Here is a 15,614-nt window from a genome sequence, read left to right as displayed (position 1 = left end):
CCGGTCCGTCGGTCTCCCGGAGCAGGTCCACCACCTGCTCCGGGAGACGTCCTGCACCCTGGCCACCGCCGAGTCGCTCACCGGGGGCCGGCTCGCCGCCGCCCTCACCGCGGTCCCCGGAGCCTCCGTGGTCTACCGCGGGGGAGTCGTCGCCTACGCGACCGAGGTCAAGGTCGCCGTCCTGGGCGTCCCCGAGAGCATCGTGGCGTCCTTCGGCGTGGTGTCGGCGGAGTGCGCGGCCGCCATGGCGCGCGGGGTCCGCGCCCTCACCGGGGCGTCGTACGCCGTCGCCACGACCGGTGTGGCCGGCCCGAGCGAGCAGGAGGGCAAGCCACCGGGGACGGTGTTCGTCGCCATCGACGGCCCGACCGGTGGGCCCACCCTCGCCCTGGAGCTCTCGGGCGGGCGGGAGCAGATCGTCGCCCGCACCTGCGACGAGGCGCTGGCGGCGCTGGTGTCCCTGATCTCCGGGTCGGAAGAAACCGGTCTCCGGTAGCGTTGCGCCACACAACCGGCCCTCGACCCAGGAGAACTCGCATGGTGCTGTTCCGACGCCTGCTCGGTGACGTCCTCCGCGAACGCCGCGTCCAGCGCGGCCTGACCTTGCGCGAGGTCTCCGCCCAGGCCCGGGTCAGCCTCGGCTACATCTCCGAGATCGAGCGCGGCCAGAAGGAGGCGTCGTCGGAGCTGCTCGCCTCGCTGTGCGGCGCGCTCGAGGCCCCTCTGTCCGAGGTGCTGCGCGAGGTGTCCGACGCGGTCGCCCTCGAGGAGGCTGCTCTCGCCCTCACCACGCCGCTCACGGTGCGTCCGCGCCCCGAGGTCGTCGCCCCCGCCGCCTGAGACCTCAGGCCGACGGGCTGAGACCCGTCGTCGGCTCGGGCTGGCAGCGCGGGCACCAGTAGGTCGCGCGCTCGCGCTCGGCCGGGCCGCGCATCGCGACCCGGACCGGGGCGCCGCACCGGCGGCACGGCGAGCGGTCGCGGCGGTAGACCCACATCCGCTCGCGCTCGCGCAGGTTGCCCGTCGTCGACTGCACCGCCCGCTCCTTGTTGAGGTCGAGCATCTGCTTGGCCCGGCGTACGACGCGACGCAGGTCGGGCGCGGCCGAGACCGGAGCGAGCGGGTGGAGCCCGGCCACGAAGCACAGCTCGGCGGCGTACATGTTGCCGATGCCGGCGAGGTTGCGCTGGTCGAGCAGCGCCTCGACCACCGGGCGATCGGGGTCGGCGGTCAGCCGGACCAGGGCCTCGGCCTCGTCCCAGTCGGGTCCGAGCAGGTCGGGCCCGACGTGACCGACTACCGACTCCTCGTCGTCGGTGGGGAGCAGCTCGACGATGCCGAGGGAGAACCCGACGGCCCGGTCGGTCGCGGTCGTCAGGACCACGCGGGCCTGGTGCGGCGGACGCGGCCATCGCTGGTCGAGGCCGAGGACCCGCCACGCCCCCTCCATCTTGAGGTGGGTGTGGAGGGTCCAGCGACCGGTGTCGTGGGTGACGCGGGTGAGCAGGTGCTTGCCGCGGCTGACCGTCTCGAGGACCCGCCCGCCGGCGAGGTCGGCGGTGGCGTGCTGCGGGACCCGGAAGTCGGTCGCCACCAGGTCGTGTCCGCTGAGAGCCCGGTCGAGCAACCGCGCCGCCCGCCACACGGTGTCACCCTCGGGCACTGCGCAGCCTCAGCCCCTGGGGCGTCGTGACGAACCCGGCCGCGTCGAGGGCGTCACGCAGCGGGGTCGAGCCCCCGCCGAGGATGGCGGCGCCGTCGGCCTTCTCGACGGTGAGCCGGCCCAGCGCACCGCGGCGCACCGTCTCGGCGAGCGCGGCTGCGGCGGGGGTGAGCAGGTCGGGCTCGTCGGACCAGGTGAGCAGGGTGCGCCCCCCGCGCTCGACGTAGAGGACGAGCACGCCGTCGACGAGCACCACGATCGCGCCGGCCTTGCGGCCGGGCCGGTGTCCGCCGCCGGAGTCGGGCCACGGCAGCGCCGCGCCGTAGGGGTTGGCGGGATCGGTCGCTGCGAGCGCCAGGGCGGTGGCCTTGGCGTCGTCGGGGATCTCGCTGAAGGTGCGCAGCCGGTCGATCGCCCCTGCGGTGCCGAACTGGGCGGCGCCGAGGCCGTCGACGAAGTAGCCGCGGCGGCAGCGCCCGGACTCCTCGAACGCCGACAGCACCTTGTAGACCCCGGCGAACCCACCGGGGACCCGCTCGCTGACCACCGCGCCCCGGATCACGACGCCGTGTCGCTCGAGGAGGCGCTCGGCGGTGGCCTTGGCCCGGCGGGTGGGGTCGGCGTCGACCTCGGGCAGGACCGACCACCGGCCGGCGGTCTCGGGCGGGCCGGTGCGGGCGACCCGGCCGGGCCGGGGCGGAGGGCGGCGGGTGCGGTGGGTGGTGCGGCCGTTGCCGGTGAGCGCGCGCAGCGGGACGAGGGTGTCGTTGCCGACGCGACCGGCCCACACGAGCTCCCACAGCGCGGCGCTGATCGCCTGGTCGGTCAGCGAGGACTTGTCGAGCTGACGCCGGGTGGCGTCGGCGACCTGGTGGAAGAACCACGCACCCCCGCCCGCGAGCGCGCCGAGCACGGCCTCCTGCAGCTCACCGGCCTCGAAGGCGGCGGGCGGCGGCAGGGTGAGGGAGGCCTGGTCGGCGAGGTGGAGCGACACCCAGCCGTCGTTGCCGGGCAGGGCGCCGTGCCCGGCCCACACGACCTCGCCGGAGGCGGTGAGCTCGTCGAGGTAGGACGGCTCGTAGTCGCGCACCCGGGCCGCGAGCACCAGCGGCTCGAGCGCGGAGGCCGGCACGGGGGAGCCGGCCAGTTGGTCGATGGCGCTGAGCAGCCCGTCGACCCCACGCAGCCCGCGCCCCGAGACGTGCTGCCAGGCGGCGAGGAAGCGGCCCAGCGCGGCCGGCTCGACCGGCTCGACCTCCTGGCGCAGGCGCGCCAGCGAGCGGCGGCGCAGCCGGCGGAGCACCTCGGCGTCGCACCACTCCGAGCCGATGCCGGACGGCCGGAACTCCCCGTCGAGCACCCGGCCCTGGGCGGCCAGGCGCTGCAGCGTGTGGCGTGCGACGGCGGCGCCGATGCCGAGGCGGTCGGCCACGTCGTCGGTGGTGAAGGGACCGTGGGTGCGGGCGAAGCGGGCCACCAGGTCGCCGAGCGGGTCCTCGACCGGCTCGGTGAACACGTCGGGGGTGCCGGGCGGGACGGGGACGCCGAGGGCGTCGCGCAGCCGGGTGACGTCCTCGATGACGGCCCAGGTGGGCACCCCGGCGAGCCGCACCTCGACCACGCGTCGCGACGCGGCGAGGGTCTGCAGCCACTCGACCACGTCGGTGTCGGACGACGGGGAGTCGGTGCTGCGGGCCCGGATCTCGTCGAGGGTCAGCGGGCCGAGCATGCGCAGCAGGTCGACGACGCCCTCGGCGTTGCGCGCGCGGCGGTCGGGGGCGAGCCGCTGCAGCTCGGCCTCGACCTCGACCAGCACCTCGGGGTCGAGCAGCTCTCGCAGCTCGGCGCGACCGAGCAGCTCGGCGAGCAGGCCCTGGTCGAGGGAGAGGGCGGCGGCCCGGCGCTCGGCAATGGGGGAGTCGCCCTCGTAGACGAACTGGGCGACGTAGCCGAACAGCAGGCTGCGGGCATAGGGGGAGGGGGTCTGGGTCGCGACGTCGGTGACCCGGACCTCGCGGCGGTCGACGGCGCGCATCAGCGTGACCAGCGCCGGCAGGTCGTAGACGTCCTGCAGGCACTCGCGGACGGCCTCGAGCACGATCGGGAAGGAGGGGTACTTGGAGGCGACCTCGAGCAGCGCCGCGGCGCGCTGCCGCTGCTGCCACAGGGGCGAGCGACGTCCGGGATCGCGGCGCGGCAGCAGCAGGGCCCGCGCCGCGCACTCGCGGAAGCGGGCCGCGAACAGCGACGACCCGCCGACCTCCTGGGTCACGATCGCGTCGATCTCGTCGGCGTCGAAGACGATGAGGTCGCCGGTCGGGGGCTCGGCGTCGGTGTCGGGGATGCGGATGACGATGCCGTCGTCGGAGGCCATGGCCTGCCCGTCGACGCCGTAGCGCTCGCGCAGCCGCGCGTTGATCGCCAGCGCCCAGGGGGCGTGCACGGGAGTGCCGTAGGGGGAGTGGACCACGAGCCGCCAGTCGCCGAGCTCGTCGCGGAACCGCTCGACGAGCAGCGTGGTGTCGCTCGGGAGCACCGTGGTGGCCTCGAGCTGCTCGTGGAGGTAGGCGACCAGGTTGTCGGCCGCCCACTCGTCGAGCCCGTCGGACCTGGCCTGGCTCAACGCCGTGGCCTTGGGCAGTGCGCCGAGCTCGCGGGTGTAGGCGCCGATCGCCTCGCCGAGCTCGGCCGGGCGACCCAGCGAGTCGCCCTTCCAGAACGGCAGCCGCCCGGGGATGCCGGGCGCCGGGGTCACCAGCACCCGGTCGTGGGTGATGTCCTCGATCCGCCAGCTGGTGGCGCCCAGGGCGAAGATGTCGCCGACGCGCGACTCGTAGACCATCTCCTCGTCGAGCTCGCCGACGCGTCGCCCGGGCCCCTCGCCGCCGACCAGGAACACCCCGAACAGGCCGCGGTCGGGGATGGTGCCGCCGCTGGTGACGGCCAGCCGCTGGGCGCCGGGGCGGCCGGTGAGCTGGCCGGTGACGCGGTCCCACACGATGCGCGGGCGCAGCTCGGCGAACTCGTCGCTCGGGTAGCGACCGGCGAGCAGGTCGAGGGTGGCGTCGTAGGCCGAGCGCGGCAGCTGGGTGAACGGCGCGCTGCGCCGGCACAGGGCGTAGAGGGCGTCGACGTCGACGGCCTCCAGCGCGGTCGCGGCGACGACCTGCTGGGCCAGCACGTCGAGCGGGTTGGCGGGGATGCGCAGCGCCTCGATGCCCCCGGTGCGCATCCGGCGTACGGCGACCGCGGTCTGCGCCAGGTCGCCGCGGTGCTTGGGGTAGAGGACGCCGCGCGAGGTTTCGCCGACCTGGTGGCCCGCCCGCCCGACGCGCTGGAGCGCGCTGGCGACCGACGGCGGCGACTCGATCTGGACCACGAGGTCGACGGCACCCATGTCGATGCCGAGCTCGAGGCTGCTGGTCGCGACGACCGCGGGCAGCCGGCCCCGCTTGAGGTCGTCCTCGATGAGCGCACGCTGCTCCTTGGAGACCGAGCCGTGGTGGGCCTTGGCGATCACCGTCTCTGCCCCCTGGGTGGCGCCGCTCTGGGCCATCACCTCGGCGGGCGGGCCCTCGGCCTCGGGCAGGGCGAGCTCGGCCCGGGTCGTCGCGATCTCGTTGAACCGCGCGGTCAGCCGCTCGGCGAGGCGGCGCGAGTTGGCGAAGACGATCGTCGAGGTGTGCTGCTCGATCAGGTCGACCACGCTCTCCTCGACGTGGGGCCAGATCGAGCCGTGCCCGCCGCCGTCCTGCTCGCCGCCGTCCTGCTCGCCGTCCTCGTCGAGGTCGCCGGGCTGGGTCATGTCCTCGACGGGCACCACGACCCTGAGGTCCCAGCTCTTGGCGGCCGGCGGCGCGACGATGTCGACCGGGGCGCTGCCGCCGAGGAACCGCGCCACCTCTTCGAGCGGGCGCACCGTGGCCGACAGCCCGACGCGCTGCACCGGACGCTCGAGCAGGGCGTCGAGCCGCTCGAGGGACAGCGCCAGGTGGGCGCCGCGCTTGGACCCCGCGACCGCGTGGACCTCGTCGATGATCACCGTCTCGAGCCCACGCAACGACTCGCGCGCCTGGCTGGTGAGCATCAGGAACAGCGACTCGGGCGTGGTGATCAGGATGTCGGGCGGCGTGGTCTGCAGCTTGCGCCGGTCGGCCGCCGCGGTGTCGCCCGACCGCACCCCGACGGTGACCTCGGGCAGCGTGACGCCGAGCCGGTCGGCGGTGTGGCGGATGCCGGTCAACGGCGCCCGCAGGTTGCGCTCGACGTCGACCCCGAGCGCCTTGAGGGGGCTGATGTAGAGCACCCGGGTGCGCTGCTTCTTGTCCTGGGGTGGCTGGAAGGTCAGCAGCCTGTCGATGGACCAGAGGAACGCACTGAGCGTCTTGCCAGACCCGGTCGGCGCCACCACCAGCGCGTGCCGGCCTGCGCCGATCGCCGCCCACGCGCCCGACTGGGCGGGGGTGGGCTCGGCGAACGCCGCCGAGAACCACGCGCGCGTCGGCTCGCTGAACGCGGCGAGCGGGTCGCCGGCGGTGGGCTCGGTGGGCATCTCGACAGTCTGTCGCACGCCACCGACAGTTCCCCTCGCCCGGAGGGAGGCGACGGGGGTGGCGCGGCGTCCGCCGCGTCAGTCGCTCGCGGCCCGCAGCATCGGCGGCTGGATGACCCTGGCCGAGCCGCGGCGGTAGAGCAGCGCGGGCCGGCCGCCGGCCGAGTCGTGGCTGTCGGTGGGTACGACGAACCCGTCGGTGCCCAGGACCTTGCGGCGGAAGTTGCCGAGGTCGGGGGCGAGACCCCAGACGGCGGCGTACACGCGGCGCAGCTCGGGGAGCGTGAACGGCTCGGCGACGAACTCGAGGGCGAGCGTCGTGTACTCGAGCTTGGCCCGGACCCGCTCGCGGGCGTCGGTGAGGATCTCCTCGTGGTCGAAGGCCAGCGTCGGGCCGTCGGGAGCCCCGAGCACGTCGTCGACGGCCCACCAGCGGGCACCGGCCGCATCGGAGCCGGCGGACGGCTCGGGCAGGTCGGGGGCGAACGCGACGTGGGCGACCGACACGACCCGCATCCGCGGGTCGCGGTCGGGTGCGGAGTAGGTGCGCAGCTGCTCGAGGTGTCCGTCGAACTTCGCGACCCCGGTCTCCTCGTGCAGCTCTCGCCAGGCCGCCGTCTCGGCGTCCTCCTGCGGCTCGACGAAGCCGCCGGGCAGGGCCCAGGAGCCGGCGTACGGGTCGGCCCCGCGCTCGACGAGCAGCACGGCCAGCGCGCCGTCGCGGATGGTGAAGACGGCGAGGTCGACGGTGACGGCGAACGGCGGGTGCTCGCTCATACGGCGGCCCCCGCGTCGGTCATCTCGGCCAGGGCGGTGGCCGACGACTCGGGGGCGACGCCGGCGTGCAGCCCGTCCAGCAGGCGTACGCCGAGCCCGGCGGCTCGTGCGTCGAGCACGGTCGCGCGCACGCAGTAGTCGGTGGCGATGCCGGTGACGTCGAGGTCGGTGACGCCCAGGTCGGCGAGCACCCGGGGGAGCGCCGTCCCGTCGTCGGTGACGCCCTCGAAGGCGCTGTAGGCGGCCACCCCCATGCCCTTGCGGACGTGGTGGGTCACCTGGTCGGTGACCAGCTCGGGCGCGTAGTCGGACCCGCCGGTGGTCGACACGCAGTGGACCGGCCAGGTGTGGACGAAGTCGGGGTCGGTGCCGGGCTCGGCGAAGTGGCCGTCGTTGGTGCCCTCGGCGTGGTGCCAGTCGCGGGAGGCGATGACCGCGACGTAGTCGTCGGCGTGGGCCGCGAGGTGGTGGCTGATCCGGGTCGCGACGTCGCGTCCGCCGGTGACGGCGAGCGAGCCGCCCTCGACGAAGTCGTTCTGGACGTCGACGATCACGAGGGCCTTTCGGGTGGTGCTCATCGAGGTGCTCCTTCCGGTTGCGGTGCGGCTTGGACCTTCAGGTGGGCGCTGCCGCCGGTGATGGCCAGGGCGGTCGGCGGCAGGGTGGCGAGGGCCGCGGCGCAGTGGTCGCGGATCTCGTCGAGCGTGGGCGTGTGGACGACCCGGCCGCCGCGGACGACGGACACCTGGAGCGGCGTGCCGTCGAGGGGCGTGTTGTCGGTGGTGTCGGTGGTGTCGGTGGTGAAGGCCTCGGAGACGATCAGGCCGGCCTCGTCGTGGGTGCGGTAGGCGGTCTTGCGGCCACCGACGGAGATCTTGTCGTGCGACTTCTTCGCGACCGGGCGCAGGGCGCCGCCGGGCTCGTCGCCCACCGCGACCAGCTTGTAGACCATCTGCGCGGTGGGGTGCCCCGAGCCGGTCGCGACCCGGGTGCCGACGCCGTAGCCGTCGATCGGGGCGTCGGCCAGGGCGGCGATGACGTACTCGTCGAGGTCGCTGGTGACGGTGATCCGCGTGTGCGTCGCGCCGAGCTCGTCGAGCAGGGCCCGCGCGGCCGCCGACTCGTCGGCCAGGTCGCCGGAGTCGATGCGGACCGCGCCGAGCCCGGGACCGGCGACCTCGACGGCGTTGCGGATGCCCTGGGCGATGTCGTAGGTGTCGACCAGCAGCGTGGTGCCGGCGCCCTGCGCGGCGACCTGGCTGCGGAACGCCTCGACCTCGGTGCGGTGGGCCAGGGTGAAGGCGTGCGCGGCCGTGCCGACGGTGGGCACGCCGTGGCGCCGGCCGGCGGCCAGGTTGCTGGTCGAGGCGAAGCCGGCGACGTACGCCGCCCGCGCGACCGCGACCGCGGCCTCCTCGTGGGTGCGCCGGCTGCCCATCTCGACCAGCGGTCGACCGGACCGGCCGCCGGCGGCGGTGACCATGCGGGCCGCGGCTGAGGCGATGGCGCTGTCGTGGTTGAGGACGCTGAGGATCAGCGTCTCGAGCATCACGCACTCGCCGAGGGTGCCGCGCACGGTGAGGACCGGGCTGCCCGGGAAGTAGAGCTCGCCCTCGGGGTAGGCGTCGATGTCGCCGCGGAACCGGAAGTCGCGCAGGTAGGCGGCGGTCGGCTCGTTGACCACGCCCTCGGCGAGCAGCCAGTCGACCTCGTCGGGCTCGAAGCAGAAGGCCTCGATCAGCGGCAGCAGTCGGCCCAGGCCGCCGAGGACGCCGTACCTGCGACCCTCGGGGAGACGGCGGGCGAAGGCCTCGAAGACGGCCGGGTGGTCGACCGTGCCGTCGGTGACGAACGACGTGAGCATGGTCAGCTCGTAGCGGTCGGTCAGCAGGCTGGGCGAGGTGGAGGCGGTGCTCATCGGGCGGCTCCTCGTTTGTAGTCACTGTGACTATAACACGGACGTTCTAGGGTCGCACCGTGGAGGACCTGCGGGAGGCGGTGCGGGTCGCCGGATGGGACGCGGTGCTCGCGACGGTGGCGGCCGCCCACGGTCTCCGACCGGCCGCCGACGATGCCGGCGACGATGCCGCCGACGATGGCGGTGACGAGGACCCCGCTCTCGCCCCGTGGCGTGACCCGGCGGCCGCCGCGCACCTGGGCGCGGTGCACGAGTCGCTGCTGGCCGAGCGGGCCGCCGACCGGGTCGGGAGCGGGTCGTTCTACACCCCGCCGCTGGTCGTCGACTGGGTGCTCGACCGGGTCCTCGCCGACCTGCCGGACGGCGCCACCGTGGTCGACCCGGCCTGCGGCACCGGCAACTTCCTGGTGGCCGCCGTACGCCGCCTCGGCCCCGCCGCGGCCGGACGGGTGCACGGCGTCGACCTCGACCCCGTCGCGGTCGCGATCGCCCGGCTGCGGCTGCGGCTCGAGGCTCCCGCGGTCGACCCGCGCCTGCTCGAGCGGACCGTCCGGGTGGGCGACGGGCTGGGCGCGCACCCCGACGCGCCGTACGACGTCGTGCTCGGCAACCCGCCCTTCGGCGGACGGCTGCGACCGCGGGCGCCGGTGCCGACGGTCGCCCCGGCGGCGTACACCGACACGAGCGCGGTGTTCCTGCTCCGGGCGCTGGACCTGGCCGGTCCGCAGGGAGTGGTCGCGCTGGTGCAGCCGCTGTCGTTCCTCGCGGCCCGCGACGCCGCCCCGGTGCGGGCGGCGATCACCGCCCGCGGTGCGGTGACCGACTTCTGGACCTCGCCGACGCCGGTCTTCACCGGGACGCCGGTGCTCACCTGCGTGCCTGTCGTCCGGCTCGGTGTCGCGCCCGGTGAGGGGCTGGCCCCGCCGCACGGGGCGTGGGGTGCGCTGGCCGCGCCGGCACTGGGCATCCCCACCGTCTCGCCCCGCACCCGCGGCGTGCTCGGCGACCTCGGCCCGTGCACCGCGGACTTCCGCGACCAGTACTACGGACTGGTGGCCCACGTGCGCGAGGGCGGCGACGGAACGCCCCTGGTCACCGCCGGCCTCGTCGACCCAGCACGCTGTCGCTGGGGCGAGACGTCGACGCGTTTCGCCAAGCAGGACTGGGCTGCGCCCACCGTCGACCTCCACTCCCTGCATGCCGACGGCGCCCTGTCGGCGTGGGTCCGGGCCCGTCTGGTGCCCAAGGTGCTCGTCGCGCCCCAGGGGCGGGTGGTCGAGGCGGTGGTCGACGTGGAGGGCGCCTGGCTCCCCTCGGTCCCGGTGGTCAGCCTCGCCGTCGGACCCGACCGGCTGTGGCACGCACTCGCCGTGCTGCTCGCGCCCCCGGTGGTGGCCCAGGCCGCGGCGACGTACGCCGGGACCGGCCTGTCCGCACGGGCGCTCAAGCTCAGCGCCCGTCAGGTCGCCGCCCTCCCGCTGCCCGCCGACCGCGACGCCTGGGACGCCGGCGCCGTGCTCGCCCGGGCCGCCCAGGAGGCCTCGGACGCCGAGCGCCCCGACGCGCTGCGGGCCGTGGGCGAGGCGATGTGCGCGGCGTACGACGACCACGCGGCCCTGGACTGGTGGCTCCAGCGGGTCGAGAAGCGGGCCGAAAGTCGCGTGCGGTCGGCAGGCCGACTCCCTACCTTTTCCCAGGCGACAACACCTCGCAATCTTCGCGGTGGAGATTAGGATCCGATCAGGAAGGAGCAGGCGATGACCACACTCAGCGGGTCCGTGCTGCTCTTCAACGCGTCCTTCGAGCCGCTGGGTCGGGTCAGCTTCAAGCACGCGGTCAAGATGCTCGTGCGTGAGGTGGCCGTCGTCCACGAGGCCCACCCCGAGCGGATGATCGGCCCCTACCAGTGGCCGCGGGCGCTGCGACTGGTGCGCTACGTCGCGACCAAGTGGCTCTACCGGCCGGCCGGCTACACGCGCCAGGGAGTGCTGGCCCGCGAACGGCACCGCTGCGCCTACTGCGGTGGCCGCGCCGAGACCATCGACCACCTCCTGCCGCGCTCGCGCGGCGGGGCCTGGACGTGGCTCAACACGGTCGCCGCCTGCGGGCCGTGCAACGAGCGCAAGGGCAACCGCACCCCCCAGGAGGCCGGCATGCACCTGCGGGTCGTCCCCTGGCACCCCACTCGGGCGCAGGTCGCGGCCTGGTCCTGACCTGCGTGGTCTCGAGACAGGCGCTAGCGCGCCTTCCTCGACCGACGTCACCGCCCGCTGGTCGAGGAGGTTGCGCTAGCAACCGTCTCGAGACCACCGACCGCACGACAGCAACAGGTCACCCAGCGGCGCCGGCACGGAGCCGACCGGCACCGCCTCGGCGAGGTAGCCGGCGTACGAGATCTTGTGGCCGGAGCGGGCGCCCAGCCACCGTCGCAGGCGCTCGGCGTCGGGACGGTCGCGCTGGGCGGGCTGCTGCGCCATCAGGTCGTACGCCGCCCGCTCGCCGTGGGCGTCGACGACGGCGAGCATCCCCTCGACGCCCACGGCGCGGATGAGCTCGTCCTCGAGGTCGGCGTCGCAGACGAAGCGGCGTACGTCGGCCGGGCTGTCGGCCAGCACCCGGTCGACGTACGTGGTCTCGGCGAGGTCGTGCAGGAGCAGCACCGCCGTCCGTCCCACCAGGTGCGCCCGGAGGTTGGTGATGCCGTTCATCACGACCACCTCCGGCACCGCGACCCCCAGCCGCAGGGCGAGCGTGCGGAGCGCGCGCCGGTCGCTCTCGCCCTCGACCAGCACCGTCCGCATGCCTCGACGTTAACCGGACGCGGACTGTCCGTGCCTGGCGTTAACCTCGCGCACGTGACCCAGCCCAGCACCCCGTCGTCGATCGAGTCGATGATCCAGGCCCGCGGGCTGCGCAAGACCTTCGGCAGCGGTGAGGCCGTGTTCGAGGCGGTCAAGGGCATCGACCTCGACGTCCACCGCGGCGAGGCGTTCGGGTTCCTGGGGCCCAACGGGGCCGGCAAGTCCTCGACGATGCGGATGATCGCGGCGGTGTCGCCGGTCAGCGCCGGCGAGCTGCGCATCCTCGGGCTCGACCCCGCGACCGACGGCCCGGCGATCCGGGCCCGGCTGGGCGTGTGTCCGCAGGAGGACACCCTCGACAGCGAGCTCAACGTGCGCGACAACCTGGTGATCTACGCGCGCTACTTCGGCATCGGCCGCGCCGACGCCCGGGCGCGGGCCGACGAGCTCCTCGAGCTCGTCAACCTCACCGAGAAGGCCAAGGCCAAGGTCGATGACCTGTCCGGCGGCATGAAGCGGCGGCTCACCATCGCCCGCAGCCTGGTCAACCGGCCCGACCTGCTGCTGCTCGACGAGCCCACCACCGGACTGGACCCCCAGGCCCGGCACGTGCTGTGGGACCAGCTGTTCCGCCTCAAGCAACAGGGCGTCACCCTGGTGATCACCACCCACTACATGGACGAGGCCGAGCAGCTCTGCGACCGTCTCGTGGTCATGGACAAGGGCCTGGTCGCCGCCGAGGGCTCGCCCGCCGAGCTCATCCGCGACCACTCCTCGCGCGAGGTCGCCGAGCTGCGGTTCGGGCTGGGTGACGGCTCGGCCAACCCGCACGAGGAGCACGCGGCCCGGGTGGCCGAGCTCGGCGACCGCGTCGAGGTGCTGCCCGACCGGCTGCTCGTCTACGGCACCGACGGCGACGCCGTGCTCGAGGCCGTCCACGAGCTCGGGCTGCGGCCGGTGGCCACGCTGGTGCGCCGCAGCACCCTCGAGGACGTCTTCCTGCGCCTGACCGGCCGGACGCTGGTCGACTGATGCCGCCGACCACCACCTCCACCACCCGCGCCCCGGGCGACGAGCGACTGTCCACCGCGACCGCCGTACGCCGGATGGCGCCCTACTGGCTCACCGTGTCGCTGCGGACGTGGCGCGGGTCCGTCGTCTCGGCGTTCCTGGCCCCGGTGTTCTACGTGGTCGCGATGGGGGTCCTGCTCGGCGGCTTCATCGCCGAGGACCCGAGCCGCCTCGAGGGCGCGCCCGACTACCTGTCGTTCATCGTGCCGGGCCTGGTGGCCGGCCACGCGATGCAGACCGCGGTGGCCGACACCTCGTGGCCGGTCTTCAGCAACTTCAAGTGGAACCGCGTCTACGACTCGATGGTCGCCACGCCGATCACCGTGCGCCAGGTGGCCTTCGCGCACCTGTTCTTCGTCTGGCTCCGGGTCACCGTGGTGTGCGCGATCTTCGACCTGGTGGTGGCGCCCTTCGGCGTCTTCGGCAGCTGGTGGGGTCCGTTCGGCGCGCTGGGCGCACAGAGCCTGACCGGTCTGGCCTTCGCCACCCTGATGTACGGCTACGCCTGCCGGGTCGAGTCCGACGCCGCGTTCGGGGTCGTGTTCCGGCTGGCGATCTTCCCGCTGTTCCTGTTCAGCGGGGCGTTCTTCCCGGTCTCCAACCTCGGCGCGGTGGGGGAGCGGGTCGCCCAGCTCACCCCGCTCTGGCACGGGGTCAACCTGTCGCGGATGCTCAGCCTCGACACCGTCGACCTCAGCACGGCGGCGATCAACCTGGCCGTGCTGGTGGGCGTCTCGGTCCTGGGTGGCTGGTGGGCCGTGAGCGGGCTCGAGAGGCGGATGGCGCGGTGAGCACCCCCACGCGGTTCCCGGTGCCGCTGACCTCGGTGCAGGCCACGTTGCTGCTCGTCGAGCGCAACGTGATCACCTACCGCTCGGCCTGGAAGCTCTTCATCACCGGCTTCCTCGAGCCCGTCTTCTACCTGCTCTCCATCGGCATCGGGGTCGGCCAGCTCATCGAGACCTTCGAGTTCAACGGCCGCGACATCCCCTACGCCGAGTTCGTCGCCCCCGGCATGCTCGCCGCCTCGGCGTTCAACGGCGCCCTGATGGACTCGTGCTTCAACTTCTTCTTCAAGCTCAAGCACCTGCGCCTCTACGACTCCGTGCTCGCCACCCCCGTCGGCACCGCCGACGTCGCCCGCGGGGAGGTGATCTGGGGTCAGCTGCGCGGCGGGTCCTACTCGGCCGCGTTCCTCGTGGTGATGCTGGCGCTCGGCTACCTGCACTCCTGGTGGGCGCTGCTCGCCCTGCCGGCCGCGCTGCTGATCGGCTTCGCGTTCAGCGCGGTCGCGATGGCGTGCACGACCTGGTTCACCTCGTGGCAGGACTTCGAGAAGGTCACCCTCGTGCAGACCCCGCTCTTCCTGTTCTCCGCCACCTTCTTCCCGGTCACCGCCTTTGACGGCTGGCTGCGCTGGGTCGTCGAGTGCACCCCCCTCTACCGCGGCGTCGTGCTGTGCCGCGAGCTCACCACCGGCGCTGTCAGCTCGGCCTCCCTCGTCTCGGTGGTCTACCTGCTGGTGATGGGCGCAGCCGGTCTCTACGTCGTACGCCGGCGCCTCGACTCGCTGCTGCTGACCTGACGTCAGCCGAGCGCGCCCGACGTCGCCTGGCTCGATCCCGGAGGGGGCGTCGCGGTACGACGCCCGCGCTCGGCCAGGACGGCCGCGACGAGCCCGGCCAGCAGCGGCACGATCCAGGCGACCCGCAGGGTGCTGGCGTCGGAGACGAACCCGACGACAGGCGAGGTGATCAGGAAGCCGATGCGCATCAGCCAGCCCAGGATGGCGATGCCGGTGCCTTCGGGCAGCCCCGGCACGCGGCCAGCCGCTGCGAACGCCGCCGGGACGAGGGTCGCGCTCCCGAATCCCGACAGGGCCAGGCCGGCCAGCGTGAGGGGGTACACCGGCGCGACGATGGCCACCAGCGCGCCAAGTGCGATGAGCAGTCCGCCGGCGCGCGACCCGGTCGCGGCCCCAGTGGTCGGTCATCGGGTCGCCGCAGAGCCGGCCGACGAACTGCGCGATGAGCATGACGCTCACCCCCAGCCCGGCGACGGCGAGCGGCGCGTCGGTCTCGGTCTGCAGGTAGAGCACGGACCAGTTGTTCGCGATGTCCTCGACCAGCGTCCCGCAGATCGCGAGCAGCACGATCGGGGCCAGGAGGGGCCAGGCGGCTCTCCGCGACCGCGGTGAGGACGTCGGCACGACGGCGCGCTGTTCGGCCGGGTCGGTGTCCGAGGCATCGGCGCCGGCCCCGGACCGGGCCGCAGGGGGAAGTCGCGCAGCAGCGGTCGCCGCGACGGCGACCACCGCCCAGACGGCGCCGTTGACGGACATCTGCACGGTGGCATCGACGCCACGGGCGGCGCACCAGGCGCCGATCAGACCTCCGGTCGCCGCGCCCAGGCTCCACAGCGCGTGCAGGGAGTTGATGATCGAGCGTCCACACCGGACCTCGACGAGGACGCCGTGGATGTTCTGCGCGGCGTCGAGGACTGCGTCGATCGCGCCGGCGGCGAAGAGTGTCGCCGCGAACAGGGCCGCCGAGGGCGACGCCGCCGCCAGGACGAACCCGACTGCGAGCAGCACCGAGCCGACACCAGCCACCGCGAGGGTCCCGAGCGCACGCGTCACCCGGGCCGCGTAGGCGGCGGCCACGAGCGCACCTACGGGGAACGCGACGAGGACGAGACCGAACTCGCTGTTGTCGAGCTCGAGGTGCGCCTTGATCTCGGGGTAGCGAGGGAGCAGGGCCGCCAGCATGACGCCGTTGGTGAAGAACATCAGCGACACGCCCCATCGGGCTCGGGCCAGGCTCGAACCGGTGG

The 15,614-nt window shown here is 74.0% G+C and carries 13 protein-coding genes and 2 pseudogenes; 7 read left to right on the top strand and 8 right to left on the bottom strand.

The genetic code is table 11. From position 1 onward, the window contains the following. Nucleotides 1-25: 25 nt before the first annotated feature. Together FJQ56_RS01065 and FJQ56_RS01060 are read left to right on the top strand one after the other, a co-directional pair. Nucleotides 26-496 (top strand): annotated as a pseudogene (locus FJQ56_RS01065) (CinA family protein); the annotation flags it as partial. A 41-nt stretch (nucleotides 497-537) separates the two neighbouring features. Beyond that, nucleotides 538-840, top strand: a complete 303-nt coding sequence (locus FJQ56_RS01060) for a helix-turn-helix domain-containing protein (protein ID WP_140007359.1) — start codon at nucleotides 538-540, stop codon at nucleotides 838-840. Between the two features lie 4 nt (nucleotides 841-844). Here FJQ56_RS01060 and FJQ56_RS01055 read toward each other — a convergent pair whose 3' ends face one another. The 5 genes from FJQ56_RS01055 to FJQ56_RS01035 form a co-directional block, all read right to left on the bottom strand. After that, nucleotides 845-1,663 carry a DNA-formamidopyrimidine glycosylase family protein gene (locus FJQ56_RS01055; protein ID WP_140007358.1) on the bottom strand — a complete coding sequence of 273 codons (819 nt, stop codon included), beginning with the start codon at nucleotides 1,661-1,663 and terminating at the stop codon, nucleotides 845-847. Further along, nucleotides 1,650-6,215 (bottom strand): ATP-dependent helicase, encoded by a 4,566-nt coding sequence (locus tag FJQ56_RS01050; protein ID WP_140007357.1) that lies wholly within the window; start codon nucleotides 6,213-6,215, stop codon nucleotides 1,650-1,652. Before FJQ56_RS01050 ends, FJQ56_RS01055 begins: the two co-directional genes overlap by 14 nt. Nucleotides 6,216-6,293: 78 nt before the next feature. After that, nucleotides 6,294-6,992, bottom strand: a complete 699-nt coding sequence (locus FJQ56_RS01045) for an NUDIX hydrolase (protein WP_140007356.1) — start codon at nucleotides 6,990-6,992, stop codon at nucleotides 6,294-6,296. Continuing rightward, nucleotides 6,989-7,570 carry an isochorismatase family protein gene (locus tag FJQ56_RS01040; RefSeq protein WP_140007355.1) on the bottom strand — a complete coding sequence of 194 codons (582 nt, stop codon included), beginning with the start codon at nucleotides 7,568-7,570 and terminating at the stop codon, nucleotides 6,989-6,991. The genes FJQ56_RS01045 and FJQ56_RS01040 overlap by 4 nt, the downstream gene beginning before the upstream one ends. Further along, the gene (locus tag FJQ56_RS01035) at nucleotides 7,567-8,910 is read right to left on the bottom strand and encodes a nicotinate phosphoribosyltransferase (protein WP_140007354.1); all 1,344 of its coding nucleotides are present in this window, start codon (nucleotides 8,908-8,910) and stop codon (nucleotides 7,567-7,569) included. Before FJQ56_RS01035 ends, FJQ56_RS01040 begins: the two co-directional genes overlap by 4 nt. A 59-nt stretch (nucleotides 8,911-8,969) precedes the next feature. On the opposite strand from FJQ56_RS01035, the gene FJQ56_RS01030 reads away from it, so the two are divergent. Both FJQ56_RS01030 and FJQ56_RS01025 read left to right on the top strand, forming a co-directional pair. Beyond that, entirely contained in the window at nucleotides 8,970-10,643 is a 1,674-nt protein-coding gene (locus FJQ56_RS01030; protein WP_140007353.1) for an N-6 DNA methylase, read from the top strand. A gap of 24 nt (nucleotides 10,644-10,667) precedes the next feature. Next, nucleotides 10,668-11,123, top strand: coding sequence for an HNH endonuclease (locus FJQ56_RS01025; protein WP_140007352.1), 456 nt, complete (start codon nucleotides 10,668-10,670; stop codon nucleotides 11,121-11,123). A 75-nt stretch (nucleotides 11,124-11,198) separates the two neighbouring features. Here the strand turns inward: FJQ56_RS01025 and FJQ56_RS01020 are convergent, their stop codons facing one another. Then, the gene (locus tag FJQ56_RS01020; protein ID WP_140007351.1) at nucleotides 11,199-11,711 is read right to left on the bottom strand and encodes an ATP-dependent endonuclease; all 513 of its coding nucleotides are present in this window, start codon (nucleotides 11,709-11,711) and stop codon (nucleotides 11,199-11,201) included. 54 nt (nucleotides 11,712-11,765) lie between these two features. Between FJQ56_RS01020 and FJQ56_RS01015 the strand changes: the two genes are divergently transcribed. The 3 genes from FJQ56_RS01015 to FJQ56_RS01005 are packed head-to-tail and all read left to right on the top strand — an operon-like array spanning nucleotide 11,766 to nucleotide 14,367. Continuing rightward, nucleotides 11,766-12,743 (top strand): ABC transporter ATP-binding protein, encoded by a 978-nt coding sequence (locus FJQ56_RS01015; RefSeq protein WP_425464891.1) that lies wholly within the window; start codon nucleotides 11,766-11,768, stop codon nucleotides 12,741-12,743. Next, nucleotides 12,743-13,573 carry an ABC transporter permease gene (locus FJQ56_RS01010; protein ID WP_140007350.1) on the top strand — a complete coding sequence of 277 codons (831 nt, stop codon included), beginning with the start codon at nucleotides 12,743-12,745 and terminating at the stop codon, nucleotides 13,571-13,573. Before FJQ56_RS01015 ends, FJQ56_RS01010 begins: the two co-directional genes overlap by 1 nt. Beyond that, nucleotides 13,570-14,367 carry an ABC transporter permease gene (locus FJQ56_RS01005; protein ID WP_211350715.1) on the top strand — a complete coding sequence of 266 codons (798 nt, stop codon included), beginning with the start codon at nucleotides 13,570-13,572 and terminating at the stop codon, nucleotides 14,365-14,367. The genes FJQ56_RS01010 and FJQ56_RS01005 overlap by 4 nt, the downstream gene beginning before the upstream one ends. Nucleotides 14,368-14,369: 2 nt before the next feature. Here FJQ56_RS01005 and FJQ56_RS01000 read toward each other — a convergent pair whose 3' ends face one another. Then, complete coding sequence (locus tag FJQ56_RS01000; protein ID WP_140007349.1) at nucleotides 14,370-14,690, bottom strand: MFS transporter; 321 nt, start codon at nucleotides 14,688-14,690, stop codon at nucleotides 14,370-14,372. Nucleotides 14,691-14,760: 70 nt separating this feature from the next. Further along, nucleotides 14,761-15,570, bottom strand: a pseudogene (locus FJQ56_RS23020) (MFS transporter); the annotation flags it as partial. Between the last annotated feature and the right edge of the window lie 44 nt (nucleotides 15,571-15,614).

Origin of the sequence: Nocardioides plantarum (assembly GCF_006346395.1) — a bacterium.
In the GTDB taxonomy this organism is placed as follows: domain Bacteria; phylum Actinomycetota; class Actinomycetes; order Propionibacteriales; family Nocardioidaceae; genus Nocardioides; species Nocardioides plantarum.
Note: the sequence above shows the minus strand (reverse complement) of the source record. Positions and strands in the feature narration are given on the sequence as shown.

Coding starts and splice junctions, on each gene's coding strand:
- FJQ56_RS01060 (WP_140007359.1), top strand. CDS start 538: ATGGTGCTGTTCCGACGCCTGCTCGGTGACGTCCTCCGCGAACGCCGC.
- FJQ56_RS01050 (WP_140007357.1), bottom strand. CDS start 6,215: ATGCCCACCGAGCCCACCGCCGGCGACCCGCTCGCCGCGTTCAGCGAG.
- FJQ56_RS01045 (WP_140007356.1), bottom strand. CDS start 6,992: ATGAGCGAGCACCCGCCGTTCGCCGTCACCGTCGACCTCGCCGTCTTC.
- FJQ56_RS01040 (WP_140007355.1), bottom strand. CDS start 7,570: ATGAGCACCACCCGAAAGGCCCTCGTGATCGTCGACGTCCAGAACGAC.
- FJQ56_RS01035 (WP_140007354.1), bottom strand. CDS start 8,910: ATGAGCACCGCCTCCACCTCGCCCAGCCTGCTGACCGACCGCTACGAG.
- FJQ56_RS01025 (WP_140007352.1), top strand. CDS start 10,668: ATGACCACACTCAGCGGGTCCGTGCTGCTCTTCAACGCGTCCTTCGAG.
- FJQ56_RS01020 (WP_140007351.1), bottom strand. CDS start 11,711: ATGCGGACGGTGCTGGTCGAGGGCGAGAGCGACCGGCGCGCGCTCCGC.
- FJQ56_RS01010 (WP_140007350.1), top strand. CDS start 12,743: ATGCCGCCGACCACCACCTCCACCACCCGCGCCCCGGGCGACGAGCGA.